The organism is Cytobacillus sp. OWB-43, from assembly GCF_034651445.1.
GTDB lineage: Bacteria > Bacillota > Bacilli > Bacillales > Cytobacillaceae > Cytobacillus > Cytobacillus kochii.
The window spans coordinates 440,341-457,921 of record NZ_JAYEFF010000001.1 but is presented as its reverse complement, the minus strand read 5'-3'; the positions used below and the strand labels follow the sequence as shown (position 1 = coordinate 457,921).

Below are 17,581 nucleotides of genomic sequence, written 5' to 3'. Positions count from 1 at the left end.
ACTGTCACCTCGTTTCTTCTTTTCTCTCCTTTGCACGAAGTTGTCCACATGCTGCATCAATATCATGACCTTGTTCTCTACGGATGGTCACATTAACCCCACGATTTTTCAAAGCCTTTTCAAATTGAAAAATCTGCTCTCTAGGAGTTCTTACATAGTCTCTCTCAGGTACGTAATTGACTGGGATTAAGTTAATATGACACTTCAATCCTTTTACGAGATCAGCAAGCTCTTCTGCATGCTCTACTTGATCATTGACTCCTCCAAATAAACCATATTCAAAACTTACACGTCTACCTGTCTTGTTCACATAATAATGAATAGCTTCCATTAAATCAGGCAATTTATAAGCGCGGTTGATTGGCATTAATCTTCCTCTTATATCATTATTAGGGGCATGCAAGCTGACAGCAAAATTGATTTGCATATTTTCATCAGCAAATTTATAGATTTTCGGGATGATACCGCTTGTAGATACAGTGATATGTCTAGCACCAATATTCAAGCCATCATCATGATTAATAATTTTCAAGAAAGACATCATTTGATCATAATTATCAAACGGTTCCCCAATACCCATAATGACAACAGAGCTTACTCTTTCATCTGTTTCATCTAATGCTTGTTGTACTTTTACGACTTGAGCAACGATTTCTCCTGCTTCTAGATGACGTTTTAATCCCCCTAAAGTCGAGGCACAAAATGTACAACCAATACGACACCCTACCTGTGTTGTAACACAAACAGAATTACCGTATTCATGACGCATTAAAACCGTCTCAATTGAATAGCCATCGTGTAACTCAAATAAAAATTTAATCGTGCCATCAGTAGATTGTTGCTGAATAATCGTTTTTAATGTTGTTAAAGTAAATGAAGCATCGAGCTTTTCTCGCAAACTTTTTGATAAATTTGTCATATCATCGAAGTTTGTTACTCTTTTTGTATATAACCAATCAAAAATTTGACTTGCGCGGAATGCTTTTTCATTATTTTCTTTTAACCAGTCCTTTAGTTCGTCTAATTGTAATGAATAAATGGATGGTTGATGATTCGTTTCTGTATTTTTCTTTGTTGCACTTCTTTCCATGTGATTACACCTTCTTTCTCAGACAAGCGATATAAAACCCGTCTGAACCAATATATTGCGGTAATACTTGTATTTCAAAATCATTCACAAACGTTTGTAACGCTTGTGGTAGCCTTGCCTTAAGTGTTGAGTCTCCAACAAATTCTTTATGGTCACTTAAAAAACGTGAAATGACTTGATGGTTTTCAGATTCATCAACAGTGCATGTACTATACACTAGCATACCACCTTTTTTTAATAATGGGGTGATGGCATTTAATAAATCCAATTGAATGGACTGCAGGCGTGATAAATCATCTTCTTTTTTTGTGTATTTCATATCAGGTTTTCTACGCATCACACCTAAACCTGAGCACGGCGCGTCTAGCAAAATACGATCAAACGACTCTTGCGGGAAATGATCTTGAACTTGTCTACTATCGAGAGCAAGAGTATCAATATTCTCTAATCCTAATCTGTCTGCTGTTTGTGCAATAAGCTTAACTTTATGCTCATGGAGATCTATCGCTATAACCTCTCCACTCCCCGACATCGCTTCAGCTATATGAGACGTTTTCCCACCTGGAGCTGCACAAGCATCAAGGATCTTTTCATTCTTTTGAGGATTTAGGGCCAAGCAAGCTAACATTGAACTTTCATCTTGTATTGTGATAAGTCCATTTTTGAATGCTGAAGACTTGGCAAGATTTCCTCGAAGAGCATGAATGGCTTCTGAAACCCATTCACTCCGTTTCACGGCATATCCTTCCTCTTCTAATAATGTAATCACTTCTTCTGTCGTAGCCTTCGTAATATTTACACGCGCTGTTTGAGTCGGAGCTTGTAAATTAAGCTTACACATTTCCTCCGTTGTTTCTATCCCAAATTGATCCACCCATCTAGCAACGAGCCATTCTGGGTGACTTGTTGCTATTGAAATTCTTTGAATAGGATCTTTGATCTCTTCCACTTGTCTAATCCCAGTTCTTTGTACATTTCGTAATATCCCATTCACAAAAGAAGCAATGCCTTTATGGCCTTTATTTTTTGCTATTTCTACGGCTTCATTTAATGCCGCATGATCAGGAATTTTATTTAAGTGAACCATTTGATAAACCGTGATCCTTAATAATTGCTTTACCCAAGACTCCACTTTATTTGGTTTTTTTATATAGGGCTGTAAATAATAATCTAATGTCATTTTACGTTGTAACGTCCCATAAACCAGTTCTGTCAGCAAACCAATATCTTTTTGTTCTAAATGATTTTGATTAATAGCATGGTTTAACAGGAGATTACTATACGATTGGTTCTTTTCAATTGCATCTAACAAATCCATCGCAACTTCTCTTACATTTTTCTTTCTTTGTTTTTTCATCGATTGTCCCCTAACTTCATGCCAACTTGAAGATGGGCACCTGCGCCGCGCAGGTAATCTTTCGCTTTCATGCGTTTTTTACCTGATGGCTGAATCTCCGTTAGCTTCAATATCTGACCATCGCCGGTGGAGACATTGATGCCATCCTCTTCTAATCCGACAATCGTTCCAGGCACTTGATTTGATTTTGATTCAATGATCACAGAAGCCCACACTTTCATAACTGCATCAGACAAAGTCGTATAAGCAACTGGCCAAGGATTCATCCCTCTAATATGGTTATAAATTTCTAATGCTGGTTTACTCCACTGAATTTTTTCTTCTTCACGCTTAATATTGTATGCAAATGTTGCTAAATTTTCATCTTGTTGTTTCGGAAGCAAATCACCTTTTAATAATGGTGGTAATGTTTCTAGCAATAGTTTGCTACCAGCTTCACTTAATTTATCATGTAAGCTACCAACAGTATCATCCTTAGCGATTTCGACTTCTACCTGTGTTAAAATATCGCCTGCATCCAATTTTTCAGCCATATACATAATCGTAATACCAGTCTTTTCTTTCCCTTGGATGATGCTGTAATGAATCGGTGCTCCACCTCTTAATTCTGGCAATAATGAAGCATGTACGTTAATGCAACCATATTTAGGTGCATCTAACAATTGCTTAGGGAGAATTTGCCCGAATGCAGCCGTGATAATAAGTTCAGGCTCTAGATTTAAAACAGCTTGCAAGTCCTCTTTATTTTTAACTTTCTCAGGCTGTAGCACTGGAATACCATGTTTTTGTGCTTCCACCTTTACTGGTGGTGGAGTTAACACCTTTTTCCTTCCCACTGGCCGGTCAGGTTGTGTAACAACTGCAATGACTTCATAACCTGCTTGAATAACACTTCGTAATACCGGAACTGAAAAATCCGGTGTTCCCATAAATACAATTTTCGTCATTCTTCATCCAACCTCTCTAACTCTTCTGCCTCTATATATCTGCTAACTTTAGTGGTGAATAGGATTCCATCCAAATGATCAATCTCATGTAAAATGGCTCTAGCAAGAAAACCTTCTGCTGCGAACTCATATGGCTTACCCTTTCGATTGAATGCTTTTATTTTCACAAATGACGGTCGTGTGACATCACCATAAATACCGGGAAAGCTCAAACAGCCTTCTGGACCTGTTTGTTCACCTGATGTTTCGATTACTTCGGGATTTATCATCTCAATCGTGCCATGTTCATCTTCAATATCTACAATCGCTATTCTCTTATTGAGACCTATTTGAGGAGCAGCTAGTCCTACACCATCAAATTCAATCATTGTATCATACATATCATTTAATAGCCTTACTAATTTTTTATCAAAAACCGTTACCGGTGTACATTTTTCTTCTAAAATTGTATTAGGGTACATCACTATTTGTTTAACACTCAAAATATAAATCCTCCATAACATCTTCTCATTCAACAGGCAGCCATAGCTAGACTAAAATTATTACCATTCTCGACGATTTTCTCTATCTATAACCTTTTTTAGTTATTTTTCTTTACATCAGAATAAATGGATTAACATCCACAGATATTTTCAAAGAAGTCGAAGTCACTTCTTGCTGATATTGATCTAATATCTTTTTTAATGATTGATTTAACTCTGGCTCCCGTTTGTATTTTATCAAACATTGGTAGCGATATCTATTGTTGATTCGTGGAATAGGTGATGCGACCGGACCAAGACAGAGGGCGCTTTTAGTTAAGCGACTAGTCAGAAATGTGGTAATTTTTTCTGTGACATCTAACGCTTTCATCAATTGCTCGTGACTGACCGTAATAAGTGTAATAAAATAAAAAGGTGGGTACTTTAAACCTTTTCTGATCATCATTTCGCGCTCATAAAACTGGTCGTAATTTTGTTCAGCTGCTAACTCAATACTATAATGTTCAGGACTGTATGTTTGAATGACCACTTCTCCTGGTAATTGATGACGCCCTGCTCTTCCACTCACTTGCGTCAATAACTGAAACGTTTTTTCTGATGACCGAAAATCTGGCAAATGAAGCATTGTATCAGCTGATAATACACCGACAAGCGTTATATTTGGAAAATCGAGTCCTTTGGCAATCATTTGGGTCCCAAGTAGAATATCTGCATGGCCTTTTTGGAACTCATTTAGCAGTCGCTCATGAGAGCCTTTTTTACTCGTTGTATCCACATCCATACGAATAACTCTCGCTTCAGGCAATACTTTATGGAGTTCTTCTTCTACCTTTTGTGTCCCTGTGCCAAAATAACGAATATGATCACTCTGGCATTCTGGACAAACAGAGGGGACATGATCCTCATATCCACAATAATGACATTTCATTTGCTGCTGGTGGCGATGATAAGTTAGTGAAATATCACAGTTCGGACAATTAACAACATAGCCACAATCACGACACATGACAAAAGAAGAATATCCACGTTTATTTAAGAAAAGGACAGTCTGCTCTTTTTTTTCTAGACGTAATTGAAGCTTTTCTAATAAGGATGAAGAAAACATTGAGCGATTTCCACTTCTTAGCTCTTCACGCATATCTACAATATCCACATGTGGTAAATCTTGATTATTCATCCTCTTCGGCAAACTTAACAAAGTGTATACACCTTTTTTAGCACGAGCAAATGATTCGAGTGAAGGTGTAGCGCTACCTAAAATAACGGGGAAACTCCCTTGCTTCCCTCGTTTTATTGCTACATCTTTTGCATGGTATTTTGGGTTTTCCTCTTGTTTATAACTTGTCTCATGTTCCTCATCTATAATGATGAGACCGAGGTTTTCAAACGGAGCAAATACAGCTGATCGCGCTCCAACAACGACTTTCACTTCTCCCCGCTGAACTTTTCGCCATTCATCATACTTCTCACCAGCAGATAATCCACTATGCATCACAGCTACTTGATTCCCAAATCTTCCTTTGAAACGATGAACCATTTGTGGGGTAAGTGAAATCTCTGGCACTAAACAAATCGCTTCTTGACCTCTCTCTAGTACTTTCTGTATCGACTGTAAGTAAACTTCTGTTTTCCCACTCCCTGTTACGCCATACAATAAAAACACTTCATGAAGGGATTTTGCGATGCGATCATGGATTGGATCGATGGCTTCTTGTTGCTCATATGTTAACAGTAATGGTTCTGTTCGTGCAAAATAACGATTTTCATAAGGATCACGATAAATTTCACGTTCGCTCTCCTCTAATACTTCTTTTTTCACTAGTTCTTTTACAACGGCATTCGATATTTGTAGTGTTGCCGTTAAGTCAGTTAAGAATATCCAATCTTTATTTTCGATAAAGTAATTAATCACGTCATGTTGTTTTTGTGCCCGTGGGGTAAGAGACGATTGATAAGTCTTTAATTCCTCTGTTGAAAGAGCGCTTCTAATGGCGAGGCGTTTTTTCTTTTTTATTTTATCTTTCACTTCATAAATAATTAGAATATGACCTTTCGTTACTTCTTGCTGTAACAATGATAAATAGCCTGTTTCTTTCGCTTCTTCCCACAGGATGCTATCTTGGTTAGTAAATAAGCCTTGTAAGGTTTGCGGCAACAACTGTTTGTTTTCAGTTGAAACTTGTAATTTTTTTTGATATTTTGCTTTAAGTGCTGCTGGTAACATCGCTTGATAAGCAGAGATCCGATAACTTAAAGTTTCTTCTGATAGCCAATTTCCTAATGAAATGAGCGATTCAGATAATACAGGTGTTAAATCTAACGGCTCAATGATTTTTTTTAATTTATTAAGCGTGGACTGAGGTTTGATCCCAATGACAAAACCTTGAATTCTCCTTGGCCCAAATGGGACAACGACTCGCATCCCAATTTGAATGACCGTCTCAAGTGATTGCGGAATAACATAATCAAAAGGTCGATCTGTTTGCTTAGCCGGTACATCAACAATGACCTCAGCAATCATTTCCCCTCATCCTCATATAAATAAAGCGCTTCTTTTAAAATGCTTTCTGCTACGTCATGTTTTGACATCAACGGGAGATCTGTTTTAGTCCCATCTCGTTTATAGAGAGTAACAACATTCGTATCTGTTCCAAATCCGGCACCCGCACTTGTTACATCATTGGCTACAATCATATCAGCATTTTTCTTTTTCAGCTTTCCTCTCGCATATACATCCACATTATTTGTTTCTGCCGCAAAACCCACCAACACTTGATTGTTTTTTCTTTTACCAAGTGCCATTAAAATATCTTTAGTTCTTTCTAATTCCAACTGTTGATCACCATCATTCTTTTTCACTTTCTGATCATAAGTATATTTAGGCCGATAATCTGCTACAGCAGCCGTTTTTATTACAATATGAGCATCAGCAAAACGAGTAATCATTTCTTCATACATTTCTTCCGCACTTTCAACATTGATCACTTTTACACCATGAGGTGAAGAAATATGGACAGGACCTGATACTAATGTCACATCTGCACCAAGTTTCGCTGCGACTTCTGCAATCGCATAGCCCATTTTACCACTCGAATGATTGGTTAAATAACGAACAGGATCAATTTTTTCTCTTGTCGGCCCTGCTGAGATCAATAACTTTTTCCCTTTTAACAACGGTTCCTTTTGATTGAAAAAATGATTCATATGCTCAACAATCTTTTCCGGTTCTTCTAATCTACCTTTTCCAACATAACCACATGCGAGATAGCCTTCACTCGGTTCAATAAATTGATAACCAAACTGATGAAGTGTATCAATATTTTTTATCACTGCAGGATGATTGTACATATTGACATTCATCGCCGGTGCAATCCATACAGGCGATGTGTGTGCTAACAATGTTGTAGAAATCATATCATCTGCTAGGCCATTTGCAAGCTTACCAATAATATTCGCAGTTGCTGGTGCAATCAATATCAAATCTGCCCAGTCTGCTAAATCAATATGAGCAATCTTACTAGCGTCCTTTTCATCGAAGGTATCAAAATATACATCATTACGTGACATCACTTGAAAAGTTAATGGTGACACAAATTGTCTAGCTGACTCGCTCATCATTACTTTCACACAAGCTCCAGCTTGCGTTAACTTACTTGTTAAAGCTACAGCTTTATAAACAGCAATACCGCCGGTTACACACAACAGGATTTTTTTACCATTCAACATCTATACAAACCCCCAATATTCAAAAGGTTATTTTTCTTTTATTATGAATAATTTCGCTCACTTTTTCATCTATCTCTTCTTGTTTTTAACAAAAATTACGGCTATGAACAAAAATAACAACCTCCATACAGGTTGTTATTTTTTCATATATGTGTATTTTACCTTTTTTCCCCTTCATGCGTTGTATCACCTAAGCGATAAAATAGTTCGTTTGCATTAATCTCTTCTAATGCTTTACCCACATTTTTATGTGATACATATTTTTCTAAACGATATTGCTCTTCATTATTTTGTAATTTCCGTGCTCTTTTAGCAGCCACAGACACAAGAGAGTATTTTGAATCAATTTTTGTCATCAATGAATCAATTGATGGATTTAACATATTATTCAGCCTCCAACATTTTCAAATATCTAGGTTCAACGCGCGTGCGACGGCAATGTTCTGCTACTACAATCGCATTAATTCTGTCACAAGCGTTTTCCACTTGATCATTTTCTACAACATAATCATATAATTTCATCATTTCAATTTCTTCTTTAGCTGCACTTAAACGATTATTAATTATATCTTCTGTTTCTGTGCCTCGTGTAACAATACGATTTTTTAATTCAGATAAACTAGGTGGAACAAGGAAGATAAACAAGCCATCAGGAAACTTCTCACGCACTTGCTTTGCACCTTGTACTTCTATTTCTAAAAATACATCCTTGCCCTCGTTTAACGTTTGTTTCACATAATCAACAGGGGTTCCATAATAGTTGCCAACAAACTCAGCATACTCCAATAATTTATCTTGTTCTATTAATGTTTCAAATTCTTCACGAGATTTAAAGAAATAATCTACTCCATCAACTTCACCTTGTCTCGGCTTTCTTGTTGTCATAGAAATAGAGTATTCAAATGCCGTATCAGGCTGTGAGAAAATCTCTTTTCTCACTGTACCTTTCCCTACACCAGATGGACCTGAGAGTACTATTAATAAACCTTTTTCCTTCATTAGAAAATCCTACCCTTCATCGATAACATCATCGCGGTCGTTCAGTCGTGCAGCTACTGTTTCCGGCTGAACAGCAGATAAAATGACATGATCACTATCCATGACAATGACTGCTCTCGTTCTACGGCCATATGTTGCATCTATCAGTACACCACGGTCTCTTGCATCCTGAATAATTCTCTTAATTGGTGCCGATTCCGGACTCACTATTGATATGATTCTATTGGCAGAAACAATGTTTCCGAAGCCAATATTAATTAATTTTATTGACATATGCGTCCCCCCGTCATCAGTTAACTATTTTGACCTTTATCACGCGTTTCTAAACCGCTTTATTCAATATTTTGTACTTGTTCTTTCATCTTTTCTAATAGACCTTTCATCTCAACTACTTCTCCAGCAATGGTAGAATCATTCGCTTTTGAACCGATTGTATTGACTTCGCGATTCATCTCTTGAATCATGAAATCAAGCTTCCTGCCAATTGCATCTTCCAAGGAAAGGGTCAATTGAAATTGATTACGATGTGATGCGAGTCGTGTCAATTCTTCATTGATATCGGCCTTATCTGCAAAAATTGCCACCTCTGTAATAATTCTTGATTCATCAATATGACCATCAGCATATTCTTCCATTCGCTTTCGCAAACGGTCTTCGTATTGCTTTACCACGTTAGGGGCTAGGTCATATAAGCGGTTAAGACATTCAGTTAGTAAACCGAGCTGTTTAAAAAGATCCTTCTCTAGCTCCTTACCTTCAGCTAACCGCATCATTTGCAGCTCTTTACCAGCTTCATTTGTCGCTTCAAGAATCAGCTCATCTAGCCATTCGTCTTCTTCATCCACTTCCACAATAGCAAACACATCTTCATTAAGTAAATCTTTTAGCCCAGGCTCACTACTTAACTTATATTTTTCTTTCACTTCTGTCATTGAACGATAAAATTCGTCTAACAAATCCCAATCCACACGTATCTTCTTTTGTTTCGATCCCGTTTGTTCTATGGTTGCATAGACTTCTATTCTACCACGCTTAATATATTGATTAAGCGTTTTTTTTATTTTATCTTCCAGCTTGAGAAATTGCTTTGGAATGCGCAGGAAATATTCTGTAAAACGATGATTAACCGTTTTTACTTCAATCGTGATAGAGAAGGTGTCAGTTTGCCTTTTACCCTGTCCATACCCTGTCATACTCGCTACCATCGTTTAACCACACTTCCTTTCGCCGTTTGCGGGAAGTACCTACAACTTTCTTATACAAATTTGGCACTAACCATACCTTTTCTTACACTCATATATTATGTAGTTTTCTTTAAAAAACCAAAAGGTAATAGAGTTTCACTCTACTACCTAAAGGATTATACCATATTTCACTTCGATTTTCTTGCCAAATATGTGAAGCCAAGCAAAAATGTTGGGACAGCTGATAAGCCAACAATCATTAACCAATCACGACCAGCGATTGGTACTGTGTGGAAAATTTGTTGCAATGGCGGCCAATATAAAACAATCAGCATAAGTAAAACCGAAGAAATAACCGCCCAGACAAGATACATATTACCGAATGGATTTCGAGCAAAAACTGATTTTTCACTTCGACAATCAAACACATGAATTAATTGAGCAAGGACTAATGTCGCAAAAGCGACGGTTTGCGCATATGCGAGCTCACTAGGATCGCCTTTATATGTGAGCATAAACGCAAGTAAGGTTACTCCACCAATTAAAAAACCTCTTGAAATAACCTTCCAGCCAAGCCCTCTTGAAAAAATGCCTTCTTTAGGATTTCGCGGCTCTCGCTTCATGACATTACCTTCTGGTCGGTCTAAACCTAACGCCATCGCCGGCAGGCCATCTGTTACTAAATTCACCCAAAGTATTTGTATAGGTACTAGCGGCAGAGGTAGCGCTAAAATCATTGCAAATAGCATAACCAGTATTTCGCCAACATTAGATGCAAGTAAATACCTTACAAACTTTCTAATATTATCGTAAATATTTCGCCCTTCTTTTATTGCTGATTTAATGGTTGCAAAGTTGTCATCAAGTAAAATAAGAGAAGATGCTTCTTTTGCTACATCCGTACCAGTAATGCCCATCGCAATGCCAATATCGGCAGCTTTGATAGCTGGCGCATCATTGATTCCGTCCCCTGTCATAGCTACAATATGACCGCGATTTTGCAGAGCTTTAACAATCTTTAGTTTATGTTCCGGTGATACGCGCGCAAACACAGATACATCATCCACTACATCTTCTAACTCTTCTGTACTCAATGTAGCTAATGTTTTTCCTTCCATTACTTTTGTTGACTTATTAAGAATACCTAATTGTTTAGCAATTGCTTGAGCAGTTGTAATATGGTCGCCTGTAATCATCACTGTCTTAATTCCTGCTTCTTTACATTCTTTAACCGCAGCTCGTACCTCTGTCCTTGGTGGATCAATCATTCCTTGTAAACCTATAAACGTCAATCGATTTTCTGCATCTTTTTCTGATGTTATTCTGCCCTCATTAGTCAATTCCTTATATCCTATTGCAATTGTTCTTAGTGCTTGGGAGGCTAAACCGTGAATTGCCTCATTAACTGATCTATGCATCTCTTGGGTCATTGCTTGCTTACGATTTTCCCACAGGATACTCTCACAGTTCTGCGCCAACACATCCGGTGCTCCTTTACAGACAACAAATCTTCTGCCACTGGCATCCCTTAACACAATACTCATCATTTTTCTAGTTGAATCAAAAGGAAATTCCTCGAGAATTTCATATTGATTTAATAAAGAGGGGCGACTATATCCTGCTTTCATCCCAGCGACTAACAATGCACCTTCTGTTGGATCACCGTCAATGACAAATTCTTTATTTTTCTTATGAATTTCAGCATGATTACAAAGCATACCAAACATCAATAATTGTTGTAATGTTTTTTCATTTTTCGGATCTATACGTTTTTCACTGCGATAAAAATCTCCTTTTGGTGTATAGCCAATGCCATCTACTTGCCATGTGTTCCCACCACTCCATAAATGGGTGACAGTCATTTTGTTCTGAGTCAGGGTTCCCGTTTTATCGGAGCATATGACAGAAGCACAGCCTAATGTTTCTACTGCTGGGAGCTTTCTGACAATCGCCTTTTGTTTAATCATGCGTTGGACTCCTAGCGATAAGGCCACAGTGACTATCGCCGGTAATCCCTCTGGTATAGCTGCTACAGCTAACGATACCCCTGTTAAGAACATCGTATATAATTCTTGTCCTTGTAGCACACCGATACCTACGACAAGAACCGTTAAGAATAGTGCGACAACAATGAGAATTTTCCCTAATTGTTCCAACCTTCTTTGCAGCGGTGTTGTCATCGTTTCCGCACTTTGAATCATATCAGCGATTTGTCCCATCGCTGTTTTCATTCCTGTGCCAATGACAACCCCCACTCCGCTACCCTTCGTTACGATCGTACCCATAAATCCCATATTTTCCATATCGCCGATTCCGGGGTTATCTTGCTTAATTGCTGCGACTGTTTTTTGCACCGGTAATGATTCACCTGTTAAGGCCGATTCTTCTATTTCTAAGTTATTGCACTCGATTAAGCGGATATCCGCCCCAATTCTATCACCGGAGGAGAACTTCAATAAGTCACCAACAACGACTTCTTTTGAGGGGATTTTCTTCCATTCTCCATCACGTAATACTGTTGCATGAGGTGTGGATAATTCTTTTAGCGCACTTAATGACTTCTCTGCTTTTCGTTCCTGAAAAAAACCTAATACTCCGTTGATAAGCACAATCGCAATAATGGCGATTGCATCAATATATTCACCCAGTAGCCCAGATATCAATGTGGCTACTAATAGAATTAAAGTCATAAAGTCTTTGAATTGACTAAAAAATAAGAGTAAAGCGGATTGCTTTTCTCCTTCTGCTAATTCGTTATATCCAAATTGCTCCAATCTTTTTTGCGCATCTTCTTCAGACATGCCTTCATGCCTATTTGTGTTTAACGTGTCTTCAACCTCTCTCGCTTCCATCTCATGGTATTTCATTCGGACATCACACTTCCTCCTTTTCATTTTAAGAGAATTCGCATCTACTACATGCGAACCGTCCTGCTTCCCCTACTATCTCGATGGAGAGCTGTCCTATTTTTAAGGCTCTCATGAAAGCTTATTCAGTCTCGTCCTAAAAAATGCTATGCTATTATGAGAAAGAATGTATTTTACATAAACAGAAAGCTTTTAAAAACCATTTGTTTATGGGAAAATAGCTTCCATAAAGTAAAGAGACGCCTTTCGGATAACTAAGAGCGTAGAAAAGGATGTTAGAGATGTCATTTGATGGATTATTTACAAAAGCGATGGTAGAGGAGCTACAAGCTACTCTTAAAGGTGGTCGAATTAATAAAGTTCACCAACCATATAAAAATGAAATCATCTTAGTAATTAGAGCTAACGGAAAAAATCATAAATTACTATTGTCTGCGCATCCAAGCTATGCACGCGTACAATTAACAAATGAAGCATATGATAACCCCAGTATTCCACCGATGTTCTGCATGCTTTTAAGAAAACATTTAGAGGGATATATATTAGAAGATATTCAACAAATGGACCTAGATCGTATCATAGTATTTAACGTTAAAGGTCGTAATGAAATTGGCGATATCTCATATAAGAGGCTCATCGTCGAAATCATGGGACGTCACAGTAATATTACATTGGTCGATCAAGAACGAAACATGATCTTAGATTGTATCAAGCATGTATCTTATGCGGTAAATAGTCATCGTGCCCTGCTTCCGGGTCAACTTTATGTGGCTCCTCCGGCTCAAAATAAAGCCAACCCATTAGAAGCTGATGAGACGGATGTATTACGAAGAATGGACTTTAATAGTGGGAAGTTAGATAAACAACTTGTGCAACATTACAGCGGGTTTTCTCCCCTACTTGCAAAAGAAGTTGTATTCCAATCTGGATTAGCCAACCGTACAACAATACCTGCTGCCTTTATTAAGACAATGGATAAAATAAAAAACAAAGAAGTTCAACCGACCATTACAATAAATGAACATAAAGAGACTTTTTATTTCCTCCAGTTAGATCATATTCAGGGAGAGCAGCGTCATTTTGAGAGCTTAAGTCTAATGCTTGACCGCTATTATTTCGGCAAAGCAGAAAGAGATCGCGTCAAACAACAAGGCAATGACTTGGAAAAATTTATTAGCAATGAAAAAGAAAAAAACACAAAAAAGATAGAGAAATTAAAACTAACCATGCAAGAAGCAAAAAACGCCGAGCAATTTCAATTGTACGGTGAATTAATTACAGCTCATATGTACGCCATTCAAAGAGGGATGGATGAGATTGAAGTGAACAATTATTATGATGAAAATAACAGCAATGTGCTTATCCCTCTAGATACACAAAAAACACCTTCGCAAAATGCACAGATATACTTTAAGAAATATCAAAAAGCTAAACACGCTAAACAAGTTGTACAAGAACAAATAGATCAAGCCTATGAAGAAGTTAACTACTTCGATCATCTTTTACAACAAATACAAGCCGCTTCACCGAAAGATATTGAAGAAATACGGGAGGAACTTATTGAAGGCGGTTACTTACGTGAAAGACAAAAAAAACAGAAAAAGCCGGTCAATGCCAAACCTATCCTGGATTATTTTGTCGCTAGCGATGGGACAGAAATCATTGTTGGTAAGAACAATAAACAAAATGATTACTTGACGAATAAGTTAGCTGCAAAAGACGACATCTGGCTCCATACAAAAGATATCCCTGGGTCACATGTGGTCATTAGAGATAAAGCGCCAAGTAATGAAGTTATACAAGAAGCTGCTTGTTTAGCTGCTTATTTTAGTAAAGCGCGTAACTCAAGTAGTGTACCCGTCGATTACACAAAGGTACGTAATGTGAAAAAGCCGAGTGGTGCTAAGCCCGGGTTTGTCATTTATGATCAACAACAAACAATCTTTGTCACCCCTGATGAAGAAAAAGTCATTTCACTTAGTAAAAAGAAATAACAAAACCCAATTGAGATGAACGCCTTACTCTACCAGGCGCTCCATCCAATTGGGTTTTTTATTAGTTAAAAGTTACTGTGCTGTATAACCACCATCTACTAATAAGGTTGTACCATTTACAAAGCTCGCATCATCACTTGATAAGAATAAAACAGCTTTAGCAATTTCTTCTGGTTTTCCAAGTCTACCTTGTGGGTGAAGGGAGGCCAGGTGATTCTTCACATCTGATTCTAATTCCGATAATAAAGGCGTATCAATGTATCCCGGACAAACCGCATTTACACGGATATTTTCTTTCGCATATGCCGTACATAAGTTTTGTGTTAACAGTTTCACGCCACCTTTTGCAGATGAGTATGCTGGTATATTAGGCAGTGAGACAAAGCTATGAATAGATCCTGCATTCACTATTACACCGCCGCTTCCTTGTTTTTGGAATTGTTCGATTGCGTATTTATCTGATAGAAACACACCAGAAAGATTAATATCAATCGTTTTTTTCCATTTATCATAATCTAATTCAGCTGCTGGCCCGTCACTAGCAATCCCCGCATTGGCATACATGATATCCAACTTTCCAAACTGATTAACTGTCTGTGCAACGACATTTTTCACATCTTCTTCTTTTGATACATCTGTTTTAACAAATAAAGTCTCATATCCTTCTTTATTCAAAGTATCAGAAAGAGCTTGTCCCTTGTCAGAGAAATCAGCTATGACAACCTTTGCACCTTCTTTTACATATTCTTTGACAACTGCTTCACCAATACCACTTGCTCCACCTGTTACGATTGCTACTTTATCTTGTAATTTCATTTTAATCTCCTCTTTCTTTTCATTATCTTGCTGTCGCTCCACCATCAATGACAAACTCTGCCCCTGTAGTGTATGCTGAATCGTCTGAAGCTAAAAAGAGCACTGTATTAGCTACATCTTTTACTTTACCTAAATAACCGAGTGGAAATAGGTTCTTTCCTAGTGCATCTTTTGACTGACCAGTCTGTTCTGAAGCATAATCAGCCATGCCAGTATCAATATACCCTGGATGGATAGAATTTACTCTAACACCCATTGGAGCATATTCAATGGCAGCGTCCTTAGTCATGACACGTACAGCACCTTTACTTGCACCATATAAAACATGGCCTGGAGAGCCAACTAAGCCAGCAATAGAAGAAGCGTTAATCACAGAACCTTTCTGCCGCTCCGCCATTAATGGCATAATATGCTTCATTCCTAAAAACACACCCCCTACATTAATAGCCATTAATTTATTCCATTCCACTAGCTCAATTTCAGCTAGTGGTTTAATGATATAAATCCCTGCATTATTGAAGAGAATATCTACTTGGTTATAAGCTTTTATCGCCTCATCAGCGACCTTACGCCAATCATTTTCATTACTTACATCATGGCGAACAAATATTGCTTCCCCACCATTTGCCTTGATTTCTTCGACGGTACCTTGACCAGACGTTTCATGAATATCTGTCAGAATAACTTTTGCTCCTTCTTGTGCAAAAAGAAGTGCCGTTTCTTTCCCAATCCCCGTGCCACCACCAGTAATAACAGCCACTTTTTCATTTAATCTCATAATCTTATCCCTTCTCTGCTGTCATATTTACATGAATATCCTTACTTATCAACAATTCATTCATTGTTCACCCCACATCTACAATGATACAAACTTTAACTTTTTAGCGCTATCCTATAAGATACTGTTTATGAGTAGCTATTTTACAGTCATATATAGGGGGAATTTCATGGCTCAATCTCATGATCGTTTTGAAGAAGTTACATTGCAGGAATTTATATTCTTTATGAAAACATATAGGCAAAACTTAGAAGAAAATATCCGGATCTACCTCAATGTCGAGGGGATTTCTGACGAAGAGCATTTTGAGGCGGTTACACTGCTACTCCGTTCCTTTACAGAATGGTTTCACCATATACAAATGGGAGAAATGGAGGAAGACATTCATAATCAGTTAATAGATTGGCTTTATGCGCAAATATCCATTCTATCCACTGAACGATTATATTTGTTTTCATTGATTCTACAAAAAGCGGTAACAACCTTATTAAAGAAAGAAAAAATTCATAAGAACGATGGGTTTATCATGTTTTTATTTAACTTACAATCAGATTTACTGAAAACATATCAGCAAATAGCAAAAAAAGAGAAGCAAATACCTCATAGAGAACCCTTAACTAAATTAAGTCAATTATTAATTCGTTCATCGAAGACGGAACTCCCCGATATCCTAAAAAAATGTGAAGATTGGTTTGGGTTTAAACGCTGTGTTTTTTATGGTTATATTCCGTGGTCCAATGAATTTTATGGTGCAGTCGGAACAGAAGTTATCAAAGTACAGAGTATGAAAGGTCAATTAGGAGAGAATTTCTCAGTCTTCTCTACAAAGAAACCAATTTTCTTAAAAGACCCTAAGCAATTAATTAGACAAGAACATATTGAATTATTCGGCTTATCTTCGATTATCTTTCTTCCCATTTTATGTGAAGAACAATTATATGGCTGGTTAACTTTTGACCAAAAGGGAGAGGCGTTTGAATATAGTAAAGAAGAGTTAGATTATATCAATGAAGTAGGTATATTATTGGGTTTATTCTTTTCTCGAAAAAGTGGAAATGATAGGATCCAATCCTCCATTCATCTTACCCAAAGGGAGCATTCTATTCTCATCCTACTAGCTGATGGTCATGATAATAAAACCATAGCCTCCATGCTCTATTTAAGCGAGCATACGGTGAGAGATTATGTCAGTCAATTAATGACTAAACTAAAAGCAAAAAATCGCACACAAGTTGTGGCGATTGCTTTTCAATCGGGATTATTACATTAATTCCTCTTTACTGATAAAACTGTATACTGTTAGATAGGCTAAGCGAAAAGTTTGCTATTGCTAACTTTTCG

General features: G+C 37.4%; 15 protein-coding genes. 2 read left to right on the top strand and 13 right to left on the bottom strand.

What is annotated here, in order from left to right; all coding sequences use genetic code 11:
- Positions 1-4: 4 nt before the first annotated feature.
- The 11 genes from rlmN to U9M49_RS02315 form a co-directional block, all read right to left on the bottom strand.
- Positions 5-1,090 carry a 23S rRNA (adenine(2503)-C(2))-methyltransferase RlmN gene (rlmN, locus tag U9M49_RS02365; RefSeq protein WP_095369573.1) on the bottom strand — a complete coding sequence of 362 codons (1,086 nt, stop codon included), beginning with the start codon at positions 1,088-1,090 and terminating at the stop codon, positions 5-7.
- A 4-nt stretch (positions 1,091-1,094) separates the two neighbouring features.
- Positions 1,095-2,447, bottom strand: coding sequence for a 16S rRNA (cytosine(967)-C(5))-methyltransferase RsmB (gene rsmB / locus U9M49_RS02360; protein ID WP_322909220.1), 1,353 nt, complete (start codon positions 2,445-2,447; stop codon positions 1,095-1,097).
- Positions 2,444-3,394 (bottom strand): methionyl-tRNA formyltransferase, encoded by a 951-nt coding sequence (gene fmt / locus U9M49_RS02355; protein ID WP_322909219.1) that lies wholly within the window; start codon positions 3,392-3,394, stop codon positions 2,444-2,446. The genes rsmB and fmt overlap by 4 nt, the downstream gene beginning before the upstream one ends.
- Complete coding sequence (gene def / locus U9M49_RS02350) at positions 3,391-3,876, bottom strand: peptide deformylase (RefSeq protein WP_322909218.1); 486 nt, start codon at positions 3,874-3,876, stop codon at positions 3,391-3,393. The genes fmt and def overlap by 4 nt, the downstream gene beginning before the upstream one ends.
- 112 nt (positions 3,877-3,988) lie before the next feature.
- Entirely contained in the window at positions 3,989-6,397 is a 2,409-nt protein-coding gene (priA, locus tag U9M49_RS02345) for a primosomal protein N' (protein ID WP_322909217.1), read from the bottom strand.
- Positions 6,394-7,602 (bottom strand): bifunctional phosphopantothenoylcysteine decarboxylase/phosphopantothenate--cysteine ligase CoaBC, encoded by a 1,209-nt coding sequence (gene coaBC / locus U9M49_RS02340; protein WP_322909216.1) that lies wholly within the window; start codon positions 7,600-7,602, stop codon positions 6,394-6,396. The genes priA and coaBC overlap by 4 nt, the downstream gene beginning before the upstream one ends.
- A 158-nt stretch (positions 7,603-7,760) precedes the next feature.
- Positions 7,761-7,985, bottom strand: coding sequence for a DNA-directed RNA polymerase subunit omega (gene rpoZ, locus U9M49_RS02335; protein WP_095369579.1), 225 nt, complete (start codon positions 7,983-7,985; stop codon positions 7,761-7,763).
- 1 nt (position 7,986) lies between these two features.
- On the bottom strand, positions 7,987-8,601 hold the full coding sequence (gene gmk / locus U9M49_RS02330; protein WP_095369580.1) for a guanylate kinase: 615 nt from the start codon (positions 8,599-8,601) through the stop codon (positions 7,987-7,989).
- A gap of 9 nt (positions 8,602-8,610) precedes the next feature.
- A complete protein-coding gene (gene remA / locus U9M49_RS02325; RefSeq protein WP_095369581.1) occupies positions 8,611-8,874 on the bottom strand; it encodes an extracellular matrix/biofilm regulator RemA in 264 nt (87 codons plus the stop codon).
- Positions 8,875-8,933: 59 nt separating this feature from the next.
- Positions 8,934-9,806, bottom strand: coding sequence for a YicC/YloC family endoribonuclease (locus tag U9M49_RS02320; protein WP_224938566.1), 873 nt, complete (start codon positions 9,804-9,806; stop codon positions 8,934-8,936).
- 167 nt (positions 9,807-9,973) lie between these two features.
- Complete coding sequence (locus U9M49_RS02315; RefSeq protein WP_307314500.1) at positions 9,974-12,652, bottom strand: cation-translocating P-type ATPase; 2,679 nt, start codon at positions 12,650-12,652, stop codon at positions 9,974-9,976.
- Positions 12,653-12,933: 281 nt separating this feature from the next.
- Between U9M49_RS02315 and U9M49_RS02310 the strand changes: the two genes are divergently transcribed.
- A complete protein-coding gene (locus U9M49_RS02310) occupies positions 12,934-14,646 on the top strand; it encodes an Rqc2 family fibronectin-binding protein (protein WP_307314503.1) in 1,713 nt (570 codons plus the stop codon).
- 72 nt (positions 14,647-14,718) lie between these two features.
- Here U9M49_RS02310 and U9M49_RS02305 read toward each other — a convergent pair whose 3' ends face one another.
- Together U9M49_RS02305 and U9M49_RS02300 are read right to left on the bottom strand one after the other, a co-directional pair.
- The gene (locus tag U9M49_RS02305; protein WP_322909215.1) at positions 14,719-15,462 is read right to left on the bottom strand and encodes a glucose 1-dehydrogenase; all 744 of its coding nucleotides are present in this window, start codon (positions 15,460-15,462) and stop codon (positions 14,719-14,721) included.
- A 22-nt stretch (positions 15,463-15,484) separates the two neighbouring features.
- Entirely contained in the window at positions 15,485-16,240 is a 756-nt protein-coding gene (locus tag U9M49_RS02300) for a glucose 1-dehydrogenase (protein WP_322909214.1), read from the bottom strand.
- A 169-nt stretch (positions 16,241-16,409) separates the two neighbouring features.
- Between U9M49_RS02300 and U9M49_RS02295 the strand changes: the two genes are divergently transcribed.
- Positions 16,410-17,510, top strand: coding sequence for a LuxR C-terminal-related transcriptional regulator (locus U9M49_RS02295; RefSeq protein WP_322909213.1), 1,101 nt, complete (start codon positions 16,410-16,412; stop codon positions 17,508-17,510).
- The last annotated feature ends 71 nt before the right edge of the window (positions 17,511-17,581 follow it).

Bases quoted from the DNA above. Each gene is read 5' to 3' on its own strand.
- rlmN (WP_095369573.1), bottom strand. From the start codon at position 1,090: ATGGAAAGAAGTGCAACAAAGAAAAATACAGAAACGAATCATCAACCA.
- rsmB (WP_322909220.1), bottom strand. From the start codon at position 2,447: ATGAAAAAACAAAGAAAGAAAAATGTAAGAGAAGTTGCGATGGATTTG.
- fmt (WP_322909219.1), bottom strand. From the start codon at position 3,394: ATGACGAAAATTGTATTTATGGGAACACCGGATTTTTCAGTTCCGGTA.
- priA (WP_322909217.1), bottom strand. From the start codon at position 6,397: ATGATTGCTGAGGTCATTGTTGATGTACCGGCTAAGCAAACAGATCGA.
- coaBC (WP_322909216.1), bottom strand. From the start codon at position 7,602: ATGTTGAATGGTAAAAAAATCCTGTTGTGTGTAACCGGCGGTATTGCT.
- rpoZ (WP_095369579.1), bottom strand. From the start codon at position 7,985: ATGTTAAATCCATCAATTGATTCATTGATGACAAAAATTGATTCAAAA.
- gmk (WP_095369580.1), bottom strand. From the start codon at position 8,601: ATGAAGGAAAAAGGTTTATTAATAGTACTCTCAGGTCCATCTGGTGTA.
- remA (WP_095369581.1), bottom strand. From the start codon at position 8,874: ATGTCAATAAAATTAATTAATATTGGCTTCGGAAACATTGTTTCTGCC.
- U9M49_RS02320 (WP_224938566.1), bottom strand. From the start codon at position 9,806: ATGGTAGCGAGTATGACAGGGTATGGACAGGGTAAAAGGCAAACTGAC.
- U9M49_RS02315 (WP_307314500.1), bottom strand. From the start codon at position 12,652: ATGAAATACCATGAGATGGAAGCGAGAGAGGTTGAAGACACGTTAAAC.
- U9M49_RS02310 (WP_307314503.1), top strand. From the start codon at position 12,934: ATGTCATTTGATGGATTATTTACAAAAGCGATGGTAGAGGAGCTACAA.
- U9M49_RS02305 (WP_322909215.1), bottom strand. From the start codon at position 15,462: ATGAAATTACAAGATAAAGTAGCAATCGTAACAGGTGGAGCAAGTGGT.
- U9M49_RS02300 (WP_322909214.1), bottom strand. From the start codon at position 16,240: ATGAGATTAAATGAAAAAGTGGCTGTTATTACTGGTGGTGGCACGGGG.
- U9M49_RS02295 (WP_322909213.1), top strand. From the start codon at position 16,410: ATGGCTCAATCTCATGATCGTTTTGAAGAAGTTACATTGCAGGAATTT.